The following is an 18,979-nucleotide window of genomic DNA, read 5'->3' as shown; positions in this document are numbered from 1 at the left end:
TCAACCATACTTATTTGATTAGTATTTATTTAGTAACATAAATAATTTAAGAGGAGTAATATATGCTATTTAGAAAATTTACGTGTATAAAACAAAATGATTTAAAAGATTGTGGACCAGCTTGTCTTGCCATGATTTCTCGTCATTATGGACTAACTATGCCTATTTCAAAAATTAGAGAAATAGCGGGTACAGATTTACAAGGTACAAATATACAGGGATTAATGAAAGCTGGAGAAAGATTAGGATTTGAAGTAAAAGGCGTAAAAGCAACGAATAAAAATGCTTTAGAAGAAATTCAATTACCCGCGATTGCTCATATAGTAGTAAATGGGGGTCTATTACATTATGTAGTAATCCATCAAGTAAAAAAAAATAAAATTTATATTGCAGATCCTGAAAAAGGTTTAATGACTTATATGTTAGATGAATTTTGTCAAATATGGACTGGTATTTTGGTATTAATGAACCCTAGTAAAAACTTTCAAAAGGGAAATGAATCTCAGAATACGTTTTCTCGTTTTTTATTTTTATTGAAGGAACAAAAAAATTTGCTTGTGCCTTTATTTTTCACTTCTATCTTTTTTAACTTATTTGGTTTATTAGGGGCATTTTATTTTAAATTTTTGATTGATGATATTGTTACGAATCAGTTATTACAAACACTTCATATCGTATCAATAGGGATTATTATGTTGTATGTTTTTAAAGTTCTTCTATCCTATTTTCGTACACATTTAATTTTATATTTGAGTAGAAGAATAGATATTCAATTAATACTTGGGTATTATCGTCATGTGATAGGTTTACCAATGAATTTTTTTGAAACAAGAAAAGTGGGAGAAATAATTTCTCGATTTATAGATGCTAGTAAAATAAGAGATGCTTTATCAACAGTAACTGTTACATTAATGATTGATACAGTGATGGTTACAGTGGGAGCAATTTTATTGTATATACATAGTCCCATTTTATTTGGTGTTACTTTATTATTAATACCTTTTTATATAAGTATTATTTTTGCTTTTCATAAACCGTATCAATCTATTAATCGCGAAGAAATGGAAAGTAATGCAAAATTAACTTCTTACTTAGTTGAATCTTTAAATGGGATTGCCACAGTAAAATCTTATAATGCTGAAAAAGAAGTGTTTTTTCAAACTGAAAGTCGCTTTGTTAATTTATTAAAAAATGTATTTAAAAGAGGAATGTTATCTAATTTACAGGGATCTATTAAGATGGGACTTGAGTTAATTGGGGGAACAGTTATTCTTTGGGTGGGTGCTATGCAAGTGTTAAAAGGTAATATGACCATAGGTGAATTAATTACATATAATGCACTTTTAGCTTATTTTTTAAATCCAATTGAGAATTTAATTGGAATTCAACCTACTATGCAATCTGCATTAGTTGCTGGAGAACGATTAAATGAAGTCTTTGATTTAGATGCTGAAAAAAGTGAAGAAGAATACAATAAAATTTCTCCTAAACAGTTATCTGGGAAAATTGAATGTTCTAATGTTACATTCCGCTATGGAACGCGTAAGAATGTTTTAAATAATATAAGCTTTTCTATTAAACCTGGCAGTCAAGTAGCTTTTGTAGGAGAAAGTGGTTCTGGAAAAACGACAATTTCAAAATTGTTAATGCATTATTATGAATCTCAAGAAGGGGACATATATTATGATGATTATCATATTAAAGAAATAAATCGTACTGCATTGCGAGATAAAATTGCATATGTTTCTCAGGAATCATTTTTCTTTAGTGCGTCTATTTATGAGAATTTATGTTTTGGACTAGAACGATCAGTTACGTTAAAAGAGGTTATACAAGTATGTAAACAGGCTTATGTTCATGAGTTTGTTGGTGAATTACCATTACGTTATGAAACACATTTAGAAGAAAATGCTTCAAATTTATCGGGGGGACAAAGACAGCGCTTAGCAATTGCGAGAGCATTATTGAAAAAACCGGATATTTTGATTTTAGATGAAGCAACAAGTAATTTGGATTCTACAACTGAAAAACATATTACAGATATGTTAAAAGAATTAGGTTTACAAGGAGTCACAGTTATCATGATTGCTCATAGACTAAGCACAATTCAACATGCAAATCAAATTTTTGTAATGGGAAAAGGAAATATTATAGAACAAGGGTCTCATGAAGAATTATTATTCCATAAAGGTGAGTATTATCGTCTTTGGAAGAACCAAACAGTTCATGTAGAGCGTATGGAATCACAATCATATGCAATGCGAGGTGATCAATATGAATAAGATTTATTCCTTTGATCAATTAACAGATAGTGTGGAGTTATTGGAAAAAAGGCCTCCTCGGTTTATTACAGGATTACTATGTTTTCTTTGTATAAGTTTACTAGGATTTATAATTTGGGCATATATTGGAAAACTAGACACTGTGAGTAAAGGAACAGCAATGATACAAGGAAAATCAAACATAAGTGTGTCTCGTACTCAAATTGTAGGTGTGGTAGATACAGTCAATGTAAAGTCTGGTAACGAAGTGAAAAAAGGAGATATTTTACTCCAATTAAAGAATCAGGAATTAACAGATAAACAAAACCAGATGGACCAAATTGTACAACATTTAGAAAAACAAAAGGGAATGTTAGAACAGCTGAAAAGGAGTATAGAGTCGAATAAACCCTCTTTTGCTAATGATGTGGATAAGAAAATAAGAGAAGAATATCAAGCTTATGATAAAAGGTATCAATCTATACAAAATGAAAAAGAAAATGAAATAAAAGCGATAGCAAATAGTAAAACTTCAAACGAACAAGATGAAGTTTTACAGGGGCTAATTGCAGAAAAAGAAAATATCCAAAGGGAAATAGACACAATCGAAAAACAAAAAACAAAAGAAAATATAGTAGAAGATCAAAAACAAGTAATGAATGATAAAATAGGGAATTTAGAATCTCAACAAAACAGTGTAGAAAAGCGTATCCAACAACGAAAAGAATCTTTAGAGCATGAAAGAACAAAAATTGATGTTACTAAAGAAGGAAAACAAGAACAAAAGAAAGATGCTTTAAATCAATATAAAGACGAGTCTATGATTTCAGTGAATCAACGTATTCAATCCCTAGAACAAGAACTATTTATTAAAAGGCAAGAGTTAGATGGACTCCGTCATCAAAATGAAACAGCAATCATAAAGGCACAAAAAGACGGGATTGTACAATTTCCTTCCATCTTGCAACAAGGGGATTTAATTAATCCTGGCCAAGAGATTGTTTCAATTATCCCAAAAGAAGAACAAAAAAAAGTAAGAATCTTATTACCAGCTCAAGAGATAAAAGGAATAAAAAAAGGGGATAAAGTACAATATTCGTTTAAGTTACAAAAAACAGATAAACAAATGGGACAAATAACATATGTATCAGCATATCCTACTTTTGATAAAGATACGAAAGGGTATATGTATGAACTAGAAGCCACAATTGATACAAAGGATTTACAAGAACTACATACAGGAATGATTGGTAGAGTATCTGTCATTACAGGAGAAGAACCGGTATGGAAATTTATTTTAAGAAAACTAGATTTTATTTCTAATTAAAAAGGTTAAAAATAGATTCATATAAGGAGACAGAATTAATTATGAAAAAGTACTTTTCTATTATAAGCATGTTGATTTTATTAATGGGGGGTTTTCCTTTTTCCATTACATATGCACAAGAAAAAAACATCAATTTAAGCAATATTGAGCAAATGACTAGTACTTTCAATGATAATACTAATCTAGAAGAAAAAATCAGATATATTAGAAATAGTGATTTGAAAAATTGGTCAGTTAAAGACATGAATCAGGCTCTAGATAAAATAGATAATTTAAATCTGAGTATAATGGAGCGAGCAAGTTTAAAGAGAGAGGTAATACGATCTTCAGGATTTTTAAATTTTGATTTTAAAGGAACAAATTCAGATGTATTAGCATTTAAGGAGTTAAAAATAGAAATTATAGAGACTGATAAGCCATTTACATTATATAGAAGAAGCAAGGCTGGTGAACCAGAATCTAAATATGGCCTTGGTTATTGGTGGGGAGATAAAGAAAGAAATATTGAAGAAACTAGAAATGAGTTAGCCGTATTAGAAGTTTGGGGAAATCCGCTCAATACACAATATACAATTAAGGTACCCAAAGGGACGAGAATACTTAAAGGATTTACAGCTTCTCAAACTCAATATCTTAAAGAAACAAGTATAATTCAAGAATATAGAGAAGGTGGAGCTATGCAATATTGGATTAATAAGATAGATAACAGTTGGCTGCAATAAAGGAGGATAACGTGACGAAAGATCAAGAATTTATAAATTTAGCTCTAGATTGTGAGTGTATTCTAAAACAAAATATTCCGAGCAATCCTGACGATGCTAAAAGATATCATTTAATGTTAAACGAACTTGCAGGATTAAGAATGACCATAAAATCAAACCAATTAAATGAAAAATTATATTATTTATCAATTACACAGATGCTTGAAAAAGATGATCCAGAAGAAGTATTACAAGCTGTTTTAACACTAAATACATTTTATTGTAACTACTATCAACATTTATAAAATTAGTAACCCAATAAACTTGAGCCTATATTATTTATAGATAACATGGCTTATAGTGAAAGGCACTCGAAAGGGTGCCTTTTCTTTAGAAAAATTAATCTAATAAGAAAGATGGTCTTAACGTAGAGCATACGCCTTAAAATATGTCTAAATTGTGTCTAAACGTACAATTTTCTTTTTTTGATATGGTGTCCCCTAATATATGTAAACTATTAATTAACCAATAATTGACTTATACATTATATCAGCTAGGGTACATGGAATTATAACTAATTATTTTTATATTTTAATTTATTAATCTAAACGGCATTAATACAGGATAACCCAAGTTGGAGGAAGGCACCTTATGGTGTCTTTTCTTTATGGAATAAAAAGCCCACCTATTTCCGCAGGTGGGCTATATGTAATTTTGAACTTGTGCACGAATAAATTATAACAAAAACGCCTAATCTTCATTATAAGGGGGCACTATACAAGACTTCATTTACACTAAACAAACTAAACAGAGAAAAGCATTTAGTTATGTTTATCTCTTCCATTTTCATTTATTATATACAGATTGCAAATACATCTGCGTTGATTCATAAATACGCTGTTCATCATAACCAGATTCTTTTAATGCTACTAATGTATTTAACTCATACATTAAAATATAGTATTTCAAATCAACTCCACAAATAAACATTGCTTGATGATGTTCAGGATAAAATACGTAGCCTTCAAATTCTGTTTGTCCTTCCCCCAATCTAACCTGCATTCTTTTATTGCCATCTACACATACATAAGAATGAGTTGTACCGAACATTCTCACAAAGTATGGAATTCGATGATCCTGCTTTTTTTCCTGAATAACAGGTGTTTCCGAATTAACATAGATTTGTGAAATATTTATAGTTTCTTTTTCTAATTGATTTACTTCTATAAATTTCTTCATACTCTCAACATCAAAATGAAGTTCTATTGTACCAAAAGGTGTAATATGCTCAAACGAAAATACTTCATAATCTTCTATTAACAGATGTGGATAATATTTAACACGTTGTAAAATTGGATTTGATCCGGGGAATTTTTCCATATAATCTTTTATAACTTCTTCTTCAGCCATAAAATTTTCAAGCCAATATTCTTTCCATTTTTCAAAAAATGAATACTCTCCTAAATATGTAAACTGAGAATCTAAAACTCCCTTATAATCAAAATCTGTTATTTTTATTGGTGTAACAGGTGTAAAAGAAACTGGCATTTTACAACACTCCTTATAATTTTTTTATTTCTTCAAATACATTTCTATCCCAATAACCGATTAATAAATATGTAGACTATCAATATCTGTAATTTCTATAAACTATACTTCTTTTAATATTTTACAACAATTCTCAATTATTTCCCAATTAACTCCTAAACTTATCTTATATAGGGATAACCATATCAAAAAAAGAAAATTGTACGTTTGGACACAAATTGACCGGTTCCCTGTACGTTAAGGAACCGGCTACTTAGTTTGCTATTTTTTGATATGGTAACCCCTTGTAGATAAATTTAGAGATGTTAATCGTATTATAATAATATTTATCATCAACCATTTAAAGTTTCATTAAACTATGACATAACATATATTTTTTTGTACCATGCTTTGTTGATGTATTTAACCTTCTTAGGTGTTGAGGGGTTAAAATTATCCCTTAGTGTAGCCATATCATTAGAACATCCTGCGATATTTAAACAAAATGTAGCCAATAAAGATAGTAATATTAATTTATTCAAATAATCACTTCTAACTCTTTTTTAGTTAACATTTTGATATAAAATAAACCTCTCACTAACACTAACTTTACATTAGATTAAAAGTTGAAAACTATTCTTATAATCATAAAATGTTAAATTTTTATCCAATGAGATAGTAATACCCCTCCTAAAAACCTGCTTATTTCCCTAGGTCGGTCTTCTTAAATTCTTCAGCATCATGAAATCCTAAATCGAACGAATACAACGTTTCTAATGTCTCTGAAGCTCCAATATATTTCAAAATACTCTCTATATCTTTGTATGATTGAAAATATAAAATTTTTGCTTTTGGTATTTTTCCGTCAGTTTGTAATTTTTTCTTCTTAATGCTTAATTCTTCAAACATAAAATTATTTAAATGCTCCAAGATATCTTCAGACCCATGAATACGAAAGCGTGGTCTAACATAAATTTTATTTTCAGATCGTTTAACTTTTATCGTGCCAAGTTCATGCCTCAATAAAACATATTTTTTAATGAATATTTTTTTATTAAACTCACCTTTAGGAAATAACCTAGATTTTCCTCGTATCTGTGTCCAACCAAATTCTTTTACCTTTGTAATAAATGGATGGTCACTATTCATAGACATATACCATTCCACATACCCTTTATCTTCACAATATCTTGATCTTGTTTCTTTCCCAAAGAAATCAGCAAACTTTTTTACTATCACTTGTGACTTATGAGTGAATTGAAAATAACCTCCTGATTCATAACCATTACGCCATACCATACCTAAAGCCTCTGAAAATGCATCTGTTTTAATAAAATCATCTATCCAATTCTTCTCTATAAGATTATTAGTCATAAAATATTCCCCTTAAATTTTATCCTTCTAATCAATTGCAAAATAATACTTAATTTCTATAAACAAGAAATTAACCTTTTAAATTTCACGTACTATATCCGATGTGTAAAACCAAATTCTGCAATAAGCCCTATTCTACCATCCGTTCCCTTATCCTCTAACCAAGTAAGTAGTAAATCCCTTATTTATTCCACTATCTTAGCAAGTGGTTCCCCCAGATTTTAAACAATCCCATGTTTTTCATCTTTTCTTCGAATTTAATCTTGACTGGAGGTCTTGAGGGTTTGCATCATGTGGGAACGATTATGGAACACGGCTGGAAGGCAGATTTATCCCCTACTTTGAAAGATCACAAAAAAAGTAATCAATCAAAATAGATGGATAAGCGTCTTATTTTCGCCATGCGGTCACTTATAAGGTATCCGTATGTATAGACCCTGCTCACTCAGCGATTTTCACCGCATACATCCTTTTACTATGGCTTGTCCTTGTAATATCGTCCCTACACGACAAACTGAATGTACTCCCTAGCACCTTGATGCTAACGATAACCACCCGAACCTTTTAGAGAATCGTCCCTGGGCAAGTTCTCGCCCTCCCTCACCAGAAGAACAGGATTCCAATGAGGGGTGCTGTTTTTGTAGGCGCATACTCTGTACCCCCTGCACGACCAACAGCTAGCCACGCCGTAACACGTTCCCCCTATATGTATAGCAGCACGGAATTACGGCTTATCAGTTTTTATTTACGTGGTATCAGGCAATTCCACGCGAACAAAAAACAAAAAGACATCTCCAATTCCTAAATGGCCTGTAGATCCACAAGACTTCTAGGTTTAGAGATGCCCGTTATATATCTTTTGACTACAAAAAATACAATTCTAGCATTTACTAGTTGAATTTTAGTCAAACAATAGATAAAATGGGTATATCAAAGAAGCCTCGTGAAAAGGCATAGTTGTTTAAGGTTAGTGGTGGTACACTTCTTAAACGTTAACACTGTGGGTTAATACAGCTAATTTCTAGTCAAGTGGTGGTACACTTGCTAGAGCAAGTCATTCCCGCTAAAGGTTGGTAGCCGTTAGCATATGGGAGTGGCTTTTTGTTTTGTGTTCATATTCAATTGTCTTACCAATCTATTTATGTAGATTTGATTTATCAAAATATGTTTTGTTTTGTAGAATGTTGCTTGTTGTGTACTACGTTACAACAAGCTTTTTTGTTTGTAAACAGCGAAATGACAACTTAAAAGTACGCGTGAGTAGAAATGTATACCTACGAAAAAGTGTAAAAGTATACTTTTCTACCATACTTTTAAATTTGGTATACCGTTTCTAACTTACGCGTGAGTAGAAATGTATACTTATAACCTCATATTTATAAATTATTCCTGCTTTAAAATTGCGATTAACCCTTTATTAACGGTATATAGAGATAACGTCTCCAAACTACGCGTGAGTAGAAATGTATACTTTTACACCTTTAAAATCACCAACTCTATAAACTACGTATAAGTAGAAAAGTAGAAAAGTATACTAAAAAATCTTACGCTTTAGTATACTTTTCTACTCTTTCGATAAATTTGTTGAAAAAACATAAACTTTTCTTCGGTATACTATTGCGAATATTGTATGTAGATGTTACATTTTACTCAAAGGTATACTTATTCGGAGTTTTATGGAGGAATGTCGAAAATGACTAGACAAGCAACTACATACGTAATCGGTAACTTTAAAGGCGGAGTTGGAAAAACTAAAACAGCTACAATGTTAGCTTATGAAGCAGCTACTGTATTTAACGAAAAGTGTCTATTAGTGGATATGGATCCTCAGGGTAATGCTACAAGAGTCCTTGCTAAAACAGGTGACATTGAACAAATAGACAAGTCTATTACAGATGCATTTTTAAATCAAAATTTAGAGAATGAGATTATCCCAGTTATCGAGAATTTGGATATCGTTCCATCTAATACTTCATTTAGAAAACTTTCAAAAATCCTCTTTGATATGTTCCCAGAGGATGAACTTGCACAAATTACATATTTAAAGAAGTTACTAGAACCATTAAAAGATAAATATGATCGTATCTACATTGATGTACCACCAACAATCAGTGACTACTCAGATAACGCTATGATAGCAGCTGATTATTGTATCATCGTTTTACAAACACAAGAATTATCTTTAGAAGGTGCTCAAACATACATCGCTTATATGCAGTTCTTAGCAGAAACATATGATGCAGACCTACAAGTTTTAGGCATTATCCCAATGATGTTACATCAAGGAAAACGAGTGGATAATAAAGTATTACAACAAGCTCAGGAAATGTATGGCGGAAACGTTCTAAATACAATCGTGAGATATCAAGAACGCCTAAAAGTGTACGATATCGAAGGGATTCATAAAAACGTTAACGTCAGCGGTAATATTGATATGTGGGATGAAAAAGCTCATCAGCTATTCATCGATGTTCTTAGCGAACTTAATGAACATGAAAATTATTTCGCTACTATTAACGCTTAAGGAGGAAGTTCATTATGTCTAAAGCACCATTTCAGCCTATAGTCACAAAACCTGGGAACACTTTAAATGACAAAGGTGTACAGATTAAAGGAACTAACGATTTTGGCCGTAATAGTGAACCTGTTAAGAAGCAAGTTATTAAGCCTATTATCAATAAAGGAAAAGTAACAGCTCCTGAGAAGCCTGATCAACGTTTAGTTCCATCTAAAACAGCTAAAATTTCACCTGCTGTTTTATTAAAGCTAAATACACTTAAGCCATTTATAAAAGAACAAGAAAGCATGGATAAGGCATCGATTAATAGTATTATCGATATGCTTCTTGAAAGTTATGTAAATACTAAACTAACAACGAGACAATCTGAAGGTTATAAAGGGATGTACAAGCACCTTTATGAAATGCTGGAAAAGAAATAACACGTGAAAAGTTTAAATAGGAGTGGTACCTGTGGAAAATAAGAATAATTCATTTGTAGTAACAGTTACGCCTATTACTGACAACTCAGGTAAAGACATACAGGCACCTCAGAAAAAGAAATTTAAAAATCAACAAGGAAGTATTAAAGTTTCTAATGAATCAAAAGTAGAACTTGAAGCACTAATGAAAATTACCAACAAGAAATTCGCTCACGAAATAATTGATCTACTTATTAATAATTATGTAGAAAAAGAATTAACTGTAGAGCAGAAAATGAAATTTAAATTACTGACTGAAATATAAAAAGAAGTATCCCTTTTTCTAATTAGGGGTACTTCTTTTTATGAGGTACCTCCAGTATTTCAGAAAAAAACAACGCTAAGAGTATGCAAGATTTTATACGATTTTTCGGATAATCCAGTAACAAACGAGAACCCGAAAACTGCGCCTTAATAGGTATGTATAAAAAGACGAATAGATTTATTGCTACCGATAATAGGACGTTATGTTAACTGATCATGTATAGGATATTCATATAGGAATTGTTTCTATCAATGCTGAATTATACAAAGAAGGAGGCATGATAATGAAAAAAGAACAATTAATATTAATTGCTAGTCTTACTCTTTTATTTCCTGTCCTTGAATTTTTCTTCCAGAAATATGATTACTTCAATTTTTACGTACATATAGGTATTATAGCCATTGCTGTATCAACTGTCGTATTCACACTCCATTATATAAAACAAATTTATTGGAAATTATCGATCGTATGAGGAAAGTATGAAAGAATAGAATTTAATTGAATATGTTTTCTATTACCCGTTTCAAGCTTTTCCCCATACCTTTTACTGCCCATACTAGTTTAATGAACACTTTAAAGATAGCATCCCATACGTGTTCATTAATAAAAAATTCGTATACTTTCTTTAACCACTCTTTCGGGGATTTACTCTTACGTTTAAACCTTTGCCAATGCGTTTCTTCACTAGTTTTCATAACTACCCCTTCTTTCTTAATCGAATATGCTTTCTATTAGAAGTTTTAACACCTCGCTATAATGATGAAAAGAACGAGGTTTATCATATATGGCAATTTAATCACTCCTAATTTTAAATTAAATTCATTATATAACGATTTCTAAATTTTTAGGTAATTAGCGGTGAGAATTAAGCAAAATTTAAACAAAAACACCTATATTAGGCTTTAGTTACAGGTTTTCCCGCTATAAAATCAACTATTTGCGCCACCAACTATGGGATACGCGAATTACTTTGATATTATCTTTGAAAGAACAAAATAACTCCTTTCGAAAAACAAATGAACTGATATTAATCAACTTCCAATAACGAGAATTATGTAAATAAGCTGTCTATATGGACAGCTTATTTTTTTGTTGCTTAGCTTTTTTTCCGAAATGCTGACGATACCACTTTATGTTAAAAATACAATAATAAATACACATTCCTACAAAGTAGAAAAGTAGAAATGTATACTTTTCTACTTTTGCGTAGTTTATTTCGAACCCTTACCATACCTGTCTCCACTAGCTCATTTACATACTTATCGTTAGCGGAAGGCATTTTAAAATTCTATATGTCGATTTTTTCTTTGACCTTGCGGATAAACCACCATATCAAAGCTACAAGTAGTATGAGGAGCGGTATTCCCTGAATAAAGAGAAATCCTCCCCAAAAATCAAGTACAGTACTATATGGAGAGTCTGTTGCCATCACACCTATAAATAAAGCCACTGGAATTGTGCATAGATTTGCTCCTAAACTGACCATTATGAATATTAGATTTTTATCCTTAGTTTTTGGTGAATCAGAATTGAAGAATGAGAATACTGCAATGCCGCTTATAAAATACAGTATTACATAAAGCTGATTTAGATATCCCATAATATTCCTCCATTATCCTAATTGTACCATTAGCAAGTTCGATTTTGTATAAATTCGGATGAATAGGATATTCGTATAAATTTAACGTTATGTAATATTATTGATAGCAAGAAAAAAACGGATCCCTCCTCTAAAAAGGAATTCACTCTTTCATTATGTACTTCTATACTCGATTTGTTTTCTTTACTCTTGCAAACTTCCACAAAGCGACAATTAGTATGAGGAGTGGTATTCCCTGAATGAAGAGAAATCCTCCTGAAAAATAAAGCACACGACTAACTAGAGGAGGAGCTGTTGTCGAATCACCCGCAACATAAGCTCCATAATTAGCCACGACACCTGCATAATCAGCTATCCCACCTATAAATAAAGCCACTGGACTTGTAAGTAGATTTATCCCTAAACAAACCATTATCAATGATAGGTTTTTAGCCTTAATTTTTGATGAACTAGACAAGAAAAAAAAGAATATTGCAGTGCCGAATATAAGAAACAGTGATACATAATAAATTCCCATAATACCCCTCCATGACTTTAATTGTATCATCAGCAAGGATTAATTTGAGCAAATAGGATATTTATGTAAGTCAGGTATAGTGTTTCATTATCAGTAACAAGAAAAGAGTGGATACCTACTCTCACAAGGAATCCACTCTTTATTTTTCTACAACTCTATTTTTATACGTTCCTCTTCTTATCCTCACTAGAACTTCCACCACTAGTTCATTTAAATAATTATCATTAATAGAAGACATTTAGCGATGGACTACCTATAAAAGAAAAGTTAATCACCTTAAAAATGGAATTTCAGTAACAAAATTGAACAATATTACATTTCTGTTATAATATAATACGACAAAAAACTTATTAGAAAACATCTTGGAGGATCGTGCATTGAAAAGACATTATAAAATTGGCGGAATTATTCTTGCTGCATCACTCTTCGTTAGCGGCTGTGGGAATGGAGAAAAAGCAGAAGAGAAAAAAAGGGAATCTTGGACAGAACATGAGCAAAGATTAGAAAAAGAACAAGCCGAAAAAGAAGCACAAAAAGAAGCAATTAATTTTGAAGTAGGCGAATACTCTTATAATCCAGAAACTAAAATGTTAACGGTAAATGTAAAAACAAATATGCCGGAAGGATCAAAAGCAAAAGGTGTTATCAAAGAGCCAGAAAAAGAATATATAGCAGTAATGTCAAAAGAGAGCACTGTTCATGATGGGAATTTTCATTTTGAATTTGGTGACCATGTATCCGAAACGTCAGGACGTGAAGTTGTTAAAAATGGAAACTATGATTTTAAAATGACTTTTACTGTTGATGCCGAAAACAAAGCTGCATTAGATGCATTCAAAGACTATGACAATTTCGAAAAAAACTATAAATCTAATGGGGAATTAGAAGAGATAGAAAATGGATTTAAAGTTAGAGGAATTAATGCTGGAAAAGTAAATATTGAAAATGCTCTATCAGCAGAAGAAGCTGAAAAAGCAGAAATTAAAGAAAAAAAGAAACTAGCGAAAGATCTTTCTTATCCTGAATTAAAGAAAAATCCGGATGGACACAAGGACGAATTAGTGAAATATACTGGTGAAATTGTTCAGATCATAGAAAGTGGCGGTTCAACTGATATTAGATTAGCTGTTACAAAAAGGTCATATGGATATAACACCAACGACATTGTTTATGTAACTTTCGATAAACCAACAGAATTTGTTGAAAAAGATATAGTTACAGTAACAGGAAACATAGAAGGCAGTTATTCTTATACATCACAAGCAGGTTGGAATATATCCGTACCACTAATGAAGGCTATTGATATAACGAAATAGGTCATCAAAAAAAGCCCGGTTAATTTAATCGGGCTTTTCCCTTATCAATATAGGAAATAGTTTTAAGCATCCGATAATACAAATTCCATTTGCCGACTCTGTGTTTTAAATCCAAGTTTTTCGTAGAATCGTATAGCCTTCTTGTTAAATTCTAAAACATTTAATTCTACACTTGTTGCTTGTATTTCTTTAGCATACTCAAATGCTTTTTGAACTAAAATTTTTCCTATTCCTGTTCCTTGACATATTTCACTTACACCAATATTGCGGATAAAGAGTACTTTTCGCTCAACTAACTTTGGATTTTCAGATGGTTCTTTAATATCTAAGATTAAGTAAGCAAGAATCTCTTTATTATTGTCCTCTACTACAAATATCTCTATGTTTTTATCATTAAGCCACTCTTCGTATGCATTGCGATCCAAAGAAGCTGAAGTATCAGCGTAAATATCTGGTCTTCCCTCTATATGTAACTGTTGAACCTGCTTGTTTATATTTGATATATCCCAAAAATCTTCTGAAGCAGCTAGTCTTACTGTGAAAGGCAAAACTTCATTAGACATAAGTCCATTCCTCCAAATGTTTTATTTAAATTGGGTTTAACAAAGCGCATCATTATCCGTAGCAAAGACAAAGAGGAACCCTCCTCTCACAAGGGAACCTCCTTATTCTCACCAGAACTTCCACCACGGCTTTTTCTTCTCTTTCGCAGCAGCAACCTCATCACGAAATTCTTGCATCATTCTCTTCGTTTCCTGCATCTCACGCAGTGTCTTCATAAGCGTCTCGTCTCGCGCTTCCAATCGTTTTTCCACTCGTTCATTATGTGCTTCTACGCTTGCTTTGATTTCCTCATTGCTTTGCTTGGCCTGCTCGCTTAATCGCTTCTCCATCGCTAACATACTCTGATTCATTTCTTGCGTCATAACGCTGTACTGTTCCTGTAGTTGTTGTTTAATGTGGAATGGCACTAAGTCCGTTTCCTCAGGCTCTTCTTGAATCAGATCCGGATTAACTTTCTCTATTTGCTGCGCAATCATCTTCGCTGCCTTCTCTAGTGTCATACCGTCATGCTTGCTAAGCTCAATTAATTTCTCAATCACCATTATGTCACTGTCTGTGTACTGGCGTCTGCCGCGATTATCCTTCTTCACTACGAATCCTTCGCGTTGCAATACTTCCATGTACTTTCTAAGGGTGCTATCACTTATTCCTAGTCGTTTATATACTTCACTAGCAGAATAAACAATTTCGTCCGTCATAACGTCACAACACCTCCTAGTGAGAGTATTCCATGATGGTTAAGAAATTCCTGCAAGTAAAAAAAGGAGCCTACTAGGACTCCTTTTTGTTTTAAATCTTAATAGTTAATTGTAGCTTGTCCAGCCGGATACCATGTTCCGTTTTTTGCTAGAGCGAAACCATAGACAGTCTGACCAGAGCCGATTTTTTGTTTAACATTATTTAATGATTCATATCCATATGCCTTATAATCATTCCCGCTTTGTGGATATGCTACTGCTAATGTATTGTAATTATTTGGATCAGAATAACTATTTGTCCAAGCTATTTTTTGATAATACGTTGAAGTGAATGGATTTTCTAAGCCTTTTACAGCAAACTCAACAGTGCTCCCATAGACATTAACAGTAGTATACGCCGTACTTAAAGTATTTAAGTCTGCAACCTTTTCCTTACTTAAAGCTGGTGTGTTTTCTGCCGCCATCACACCGCCAGCTCCAGATAACATGACCCCAGTCGCTAATGCTCCAATTACTAGTTTCTTTAACATAAAAAAATCCCCCTTTAATAGTTTTATAGCTTGCAACTTCATCATACTTTCGATTTTCAAATATGTAAATATATTACAATTTTAGAAACATAAAACTATTTATTTCGAATGTTGAGTTAAGATATGTTGTCTGATAATAACGATAGATGGTTATTATCATATGAAAAAATCCTACATTAAGTAGGACTAAATCGCTTTAGCAATCTCGACAAGCAGCCTCATAAACAACGGAATCATTTGAACTACTATATAGCCAATCCCAGCACGACTTATTAGCGAGAATCCCCGTTCCTGACTACCAACCATAATGAATAGCCCGCCGCATAACGCTACAACGGATGCAATTGGATAAGATACTGCTTTAATCAAGAAAATAACCGGTTCAAACGCATTTACAATACGATTGTATAACTGGCCATCTATATAGTTTTTTATTGCCCCGTCATTGGACTGCACATCTTTAAATACCTCATTCACATCTGGATTATTTCCATCAGCAAATACATGAGGAATATCTATAATATTGCTGAATATAATTACACTGCCAATCATAATTCCTATTCGCGCCGCCACGGGTGCGTATTTTTTTGCTTTCTTTTTGAACAAGCTCCAATTTTTCTTCGCTCCATAGTTACCATCCATAAAATCTTTGATGCTCATTGTCTCAGTTGCCATATGGACCATCTCCCTGTTTTTAATGGAAATCAGTAACCGTAAATATGTTACAATCCAATCCCTCACAAAGCTTCTGGATTTGCTTCCTTCTATATTCCGTCGTGGTGTACCAGATAAACTTTGGTGTCTTTTCAAATACATTGCATTCCATTAATTTGCGATACTTCTGCATCTTGATACAGTTCGCGCTCATCTTTTGTTCATGATCTACCTCTACAATGTGGTAACGGCCATTATCGGTGAATAATGCATCTGCAATTATGGAAATGATACCTTTCACGTTCATCTTCACTTCTTGTTTCCACGTTTTTGGGCATTCGTAAGCGATGTAAATGTCGTTCCTCATAATATAATGGCGGAATTGATTCGAACGCTTGAGTATTTTCTTACTCCCGATACGCTCGCGCCCTTCCTTGTTCAAATAGAAAATTTTCTCGCCATCTCTAAAGCTAGATACATATTCTTCAAGACCTTTCATTACACGAGAAGCATTCCTATCACCACCGAGATCGTGAAGTACCTGGATTTGCTTTCTACTAAGAAAGCCGAGTTTCTTCAAGCTCAAGAGTATACTTTCCGTTCTCGCTTCCTTCATGGCTAGTTTTTGCATCTTGATGCTCCTTCCTCGCTCTTATGTTGATGTGCGGCTTTATGATGTTATCAATTTGCTTATTATCGATATAAATTGTCTGTAGGACCTTTTTCTCGTTCGTTTGATATATAGCCCTTCCTTTTATGTTAGGAAGGCTCTCTGCGCCGCCCTCGTCTAATACGGCACGGCTCCCTACCTCTGTTTGTAATCTAAAGCAAACACGAGCACCAATGTTTTGACGCAGTTGTGACGGCATAGCGCTATTCGTCGGATATTGGGTTGCATATATTAAACGGAATCCAGCCGCCCTGCCACGACGACCAATATCAACAATAATGTCCTGGCACTCCTGATATGGCGCTATATCAGCCGCTTCATCTACGATTACAAAATACCGTACTGGATCCCCCGCTTCTTTTATATCTTCGTATCCTTTTTCTAGTAAGTATTCGTTTCTAGCATTCAGTTTATCTTGCAATTCCTTTAGAGTCTTAAGGGCTTCCTCTGGATTCTTCGCAATTGATTCGACTTGGTTTAAGAATCGGTAACGGTTGAAAGAGAGACCACCCTTCAAATCTATAAGGAATAGCTTTATATTTTCTGATTGGTTGCATACCAACGAAGTAATAATAAGCTTTAATACATTCGATTTCCCCATATCCGTCATACCGGCAGAGATCATATGTGATAACTGGTCAAAGTCGTGTTTTACTAATCCATCCCTTGTATAACCGATAGGTACCTCCCACCCCTTACATTGCTTCATCATGTCTTCCTCAAATTTAACAAAATCAGGAATTCCTCTTTCATAAACTCGTATTTTAAGTAACCCATCGTAAGACAGCTCAATTTCCTTTCTAACGAGTTTTTTCTTGTTTATGATGTTTTGTGTTTGTTTCAAGATATCTTTTCGCAGTCGAAGAGATTTGAAGTCTTGTAGTTTAAAATCATAAACTTTGCTCTTATGATTTAATCCATCCTCTAAATGCTGCATCTTTTGCTCGAAATCGGAGAAACTAAGACCAAGCGGAATCCTATACGCATATTCAACTCCCCAATCATTTCTCGTTTTACGAAGCAGTTGTATAGTCCTGATTTCTTTTCCTTCTTTTACTTTTAATCCGCAGTTCGCACATATCCTTTGAATTTTAGAGGCATCATTTGTTGCTCCTTTTTGATGCATTTTTGATAGAAAGACTACACCACCGACTGCAACTGAACTTACTAACTCAAATATCACAAACTCGCACCACCCTTCTTTATGTATTCTGCAAGAATAGTCCCTGGAGATTAGAAGAGATAAAAACAATTATGAATCATTGAAAATACTAATCTTTCAATGTCTGAAATAGTATTCCGTAAGCGAATTCTATTCAGAATAGGTGAAACGAAGTTTTAAAAGACTAGCAATTTGGAACTGAGAATCGCAATTTGTTTGGTATGGTAAAAAGTATTGTGTACTGTTTGGTCTTTATGTCAGTTTTTTTCTCGTGTTTAAAAAAATGACGAAAAGGGCAAGCTATTCATGAGGTGGTAAAGGTGTTCGGATTAGGTAAAAAACGTAGTAAGTTCGGTCGCTGGTTAGACAAGCAAGGGATTACACAAGGAGATTTAGAGAAGGCCGCCAAGTTAAGTAGAGGTACGATTTCGAAAATATGTAATGATAAAGAATACACACCTAAATTTTCGACTATATCCCAAATAACAAGGGGATTAAAAAAATTAGGAAAAAACATAAATGAAAATGACTTTTGGATGTGATAATCAGCACTCAAAACCAGGGGCTGATTATTTTTTCCTTGAATTTTTCCTACCACTTTGATTTTTTAATTACTTGTCCTTCTTTAATAAGTATGAGGGGGGATTTAAAATGCAAATTAATTTCAATAATAATGGAAAGAAAATCAAATTTAAAATAACGGTTAACCAGCCTAGTTTTAAAATCAAAGCAACAAGCCTGTTAATATTACTAAGAATATCAGAGGCTTTAAGTACTATATCGCGTATCTTCTTTTAATAAAAAGCTGACTAAATATGAAGTGACCCCTAAAAG

21 protein-coding genes are annotated in these 18,979 nt (G+C 32.8%); 10 read left to right on the top strand and 11 right to left on the bottom strand.

From position 1 onward, the window contains the following. Positions 1-62 precede the first annotated feature (62 nt). Genes DN401_RS27315 through DN401_RS27300 form a run of 4 tightly spaced genes read left to right on the top strand, consistent with a single transcriptional unit; the run spans position 63 to position 4,594 of the window. A complete protein-coding gene (locus DN401_RS27315) occupies positions 63-2,282 on the top strand; it encodes a peptidase domain-containing ABC transporter (RefSeq protein WP_100655148.1) in 2,220 nt (739 codons plus the stop codon). Further along, positions 2,275-3,588: a putative HlyD family type I secretion protein gene (locus tag DN401_RS27310; RefSeq protein ID WP_100655149.1), complete on the top strand. Its 1,314-nt coding sequence runs from the start codon at positions 2,275-2,277 to the stop codon at positions 3,586-3,588. Before DN401_RS27315 ends, DN401_RS27310 begins: the two co-directional genes overlap by 8 nt. Before the next feature lie 41 nt (positions 3,589-3,629). Next, complete coding sequence (locus tag DN401_RS27305; RefSeq protein ID WP_100655150.1) at positions 3,630-4,310, top strand: autotransporter; 681 nt, start codon at positions 3,630-3,632, stop codon at positions 4,308-4,310. 11 nt (positions 4,311-4,321) lie between these two features. Beyond that, on the top strand, positions 4,322-4,594 hold the full coding sequence (locus tag DN401_RS27300) for a hypothetical protein (RefSeq protein WP_100655152.1): 273 nt from the start codon (positions 4,322-4,324) through the stop codon (positions 4,592-4,594). A 541-nt stretch (positions 4,595-5,135) separates the two neighbouring features. On the opposite strand, the gene DN401_RS27295 is transcribed toward DN401_RS27300, so the two are convergent. Continuing rightward, positions 5,136-5,837 (bottom strand): hypothetical protein, encoded by a 702-nt coding sequence (locus DN401_RS27295; RefSeq protein ID WP_100655153.1) that lies wholly within the window; start codon positions 5,835-5,837, stop codon positions 5,136-5,138. Between the two features lie 681 nt (positions 5,838-6,518). Next, entirely contained in the window at positions 6,519-7,190 is a 672-nt protein-coding gene (locus DN401_RS27285; RefSeq protein ID WP_100655154.1) for a hypothetical protein, read from the bottom strand. A 1,693-nt stretch (positions 7,191-8,883) separates the two neighbouring features. Here DN401_RS27285 and DN401_RS27280 point away from each other — a divergent pair. The 4 genes from DN401_RS27280 (at position 8,884) to DN401_RS27265 (ending at position 10,906) form a co-directional block, all read left to right on the top strand. Next, positions 8,884-9,714, top strand: coding sequence for a ParA family protein (locus tag DN401_RS27280; protein ID WP_000198084.1), 831 nt, complete (start codon positions 8,884-8,886; stop codon positions 9,712-9,714). A 14-nt stretch (positions 9,715-9,728) separates the two neighbouring features. Continuing rightward, complete coding sequence (locus tag DN401_RS27275; protein WP_000030444.1) at positions 9,729-10,130, top strand: hypothetical protein; 402 nt, start codon at positions 9,729-9,731, stop codon at positions 10,128-10,130. A 31-nt stretch (positions 10,131-10,161) separates the two neighbouring features. Beyond that, the gene (locus DN401_RS27270; RefSeq protein WP_149288062.1) at positions 10,162-10,434 is read left to right on the top strand and encodes a hypothetical protein; all 273 of its coding nucleotides are present in this window, start codon (positions 10,162-10,164) and stop codon (positions 10,432-10,434) included. 283 nt (positions 10,435-10,717) lie between these two features. After that, entirely contained in the window at positions 10,718-10,906 is a 189-nt protein-coding gene (locus DN401_RS27265; RefSeq protein ID WP_100655156.1) for a hypothetical protein, read from the top strand. A gap of 22 nt (positions 10,907-10,928) precedes the next feature. On the opposite strand, the gene DN401_RS27260 is transcribed toward DN401_RS27265, so the two are convergent. From DN401_RS27260 to DN401_RS27250, 3 genes are all read right to left on the bottom strand, one after another. Then, the gene (locus DN401_RS27260) at positions 10,929-11,129 is read right to left on the bottom strand and encodes a hypothetical protein (protein WP_017658129.1); all 201 of its coding nucleotides are present in this window, start codon (positions 11,127-11,129) and stop codon (positions 10,929-10,931) included. Positions 11,130-11,722: 593 nt separating this feature from the next. Further along, positions 11,723-12,034 carry a hypothetical protein gene (locus DN401_RS27255; protein WP_070179594.1) on the bottom strand — a complete coding sequence of 104 codons (312 nt, stop codon included), beginning with the start codon at positions 12,032-12,034 and terminating at the stop codon, positions 11,723-11,725. A 163-nt stretch (positions 12,035-12,197) separates the two neighbouring features. Further along, positions 12,198-12,551 carry a hypothetical protein gene (locus DN401_RS27250; RefSeq protein ID WP_086404392.1) on the bottom strand — a complete coding sequence of 118 codons (354 nt, stop codon included), beginning with the start codon at positions 12,549-12,551 and terminating at the stop codon, positions 12,198-12,200. A gap of 377 nt (positions 12,552-12,928) precedes the next feature. Between DN401_RS27250 and DN401_RS27245 the strand changes: the two genes are divergently transcribed. Further along, entirely contained in the window at positions 12,929-13,867 is a 939-nt protein-coding gene (locus tag DN401_RS27245; protein ID WP_086404393.1) for a hypothetical protein, read from the top strand. Between the two features lie 62 nt (positions 13,868-13,929). Here the strand turns inward: DN401_RS27245 and DN401_RS27240 are convergent, their stop codons facing one another. From DN401_RS27240 to DN401_RS27215, 6 genes are all read right to left on the bottom strand, one after another. Continuing rightward, positions 13,930-14,430, bottom strand: coding sequence for a GNAT family N-acetyltransferase (locus DN401_RS27240; protein ID WP_086404394.1), 501 nt, complete (start codon positions 14,428-14,430; stop codon positions 13,930-13,932). 108 nt (positions 14,431-14,538) lie between these two features. Continuing rightward, positions 14,539-15,129, bottom strand: a complete 591-nt coding sequence (locus tag DN401_RS27235; RefSeq protein ID WP_100655157.1) for a DUF3967 domain-containing protein — start codon at positions 15,127-15,129, stop codon at positions 14,539-14,541. Positions 15,130-15,227: 98 nt separating this feature from the next. Then, positions 15,228-15,659, bottom strand: coding sequence for a hypothetical protein (locus tag DN401_RS27230; protein WP_086404396.1), 432 nt, complete (start codon positions 15,657-15,659; stop codon positions 15,228-15,230). Between the two features lie 186 nt (positions 15,660-15,845). After that, positions 15,846-16,334, bottom strand: coding sequence for a hypothetical protein (locus DN401_RS27225; protein ID WP_086404219.1), 489 nt, complete (start codon positions 16,332-16,334; stop codon positions 15,846-15,848). A gap of 19 nt (positions 16,335-16,353) precedes the next feature. Next, positions 16,354-16,899 carry a replication-relaxation family protein gene (locus DN401_RS27220; protein ID WP_345703246.1) on the bottom strand — a complete coding sequence of 182 codons (546 nt, stop codon included), beginning with the start codon at positions 16,897-16,899 and terminating at the stop codon, positions 16,354-16,356. Further along, positions 16,871-18,166 (bottom strand): FtsK/SpoIIIE domain-containing protein, encoded by a 1,296-nt coding sequence (locus DN401_RS27215; protein WP_100655158.1) that lies wholly within the window; start codon positions 18,164-18,166, stop codon positions 16,871-16,873. Before DN401_RS27215 ends, DN401_RS27220 begins: the two co-directional genes overlap by 29 nt. A gap of 299 nt (positions 18,167-18,465) precedes the next feature. On the opposite strand from DN401_RS27215, the gene DN401_RS27210 reads away from it, so the two are divergent. Next, entirely contained in the window at positions 18,466-18,687 is a 222-nt protein-coding gene (locus tag DN401_RS27210; protein ID WP_100655159.1) for a helix-turn-helix domain-containing protein, read from the top strand. Positions 18,688-18,979 lie beyond the last annotated feature (292 nt).

The organism is Bacillus sp. BF2-3 (assembly GCF_008368795.1).
Lineage (GTDB): Bacteria > Bacillota > Bacilli > Bacillales > Bacillaceae_G > Bacillus_A > Bacillus_A cereus.
Note: the sequence above shows the minus strand (reverse complement) of the source record. Positions and strands in the feature narration are given on the sequence as shown.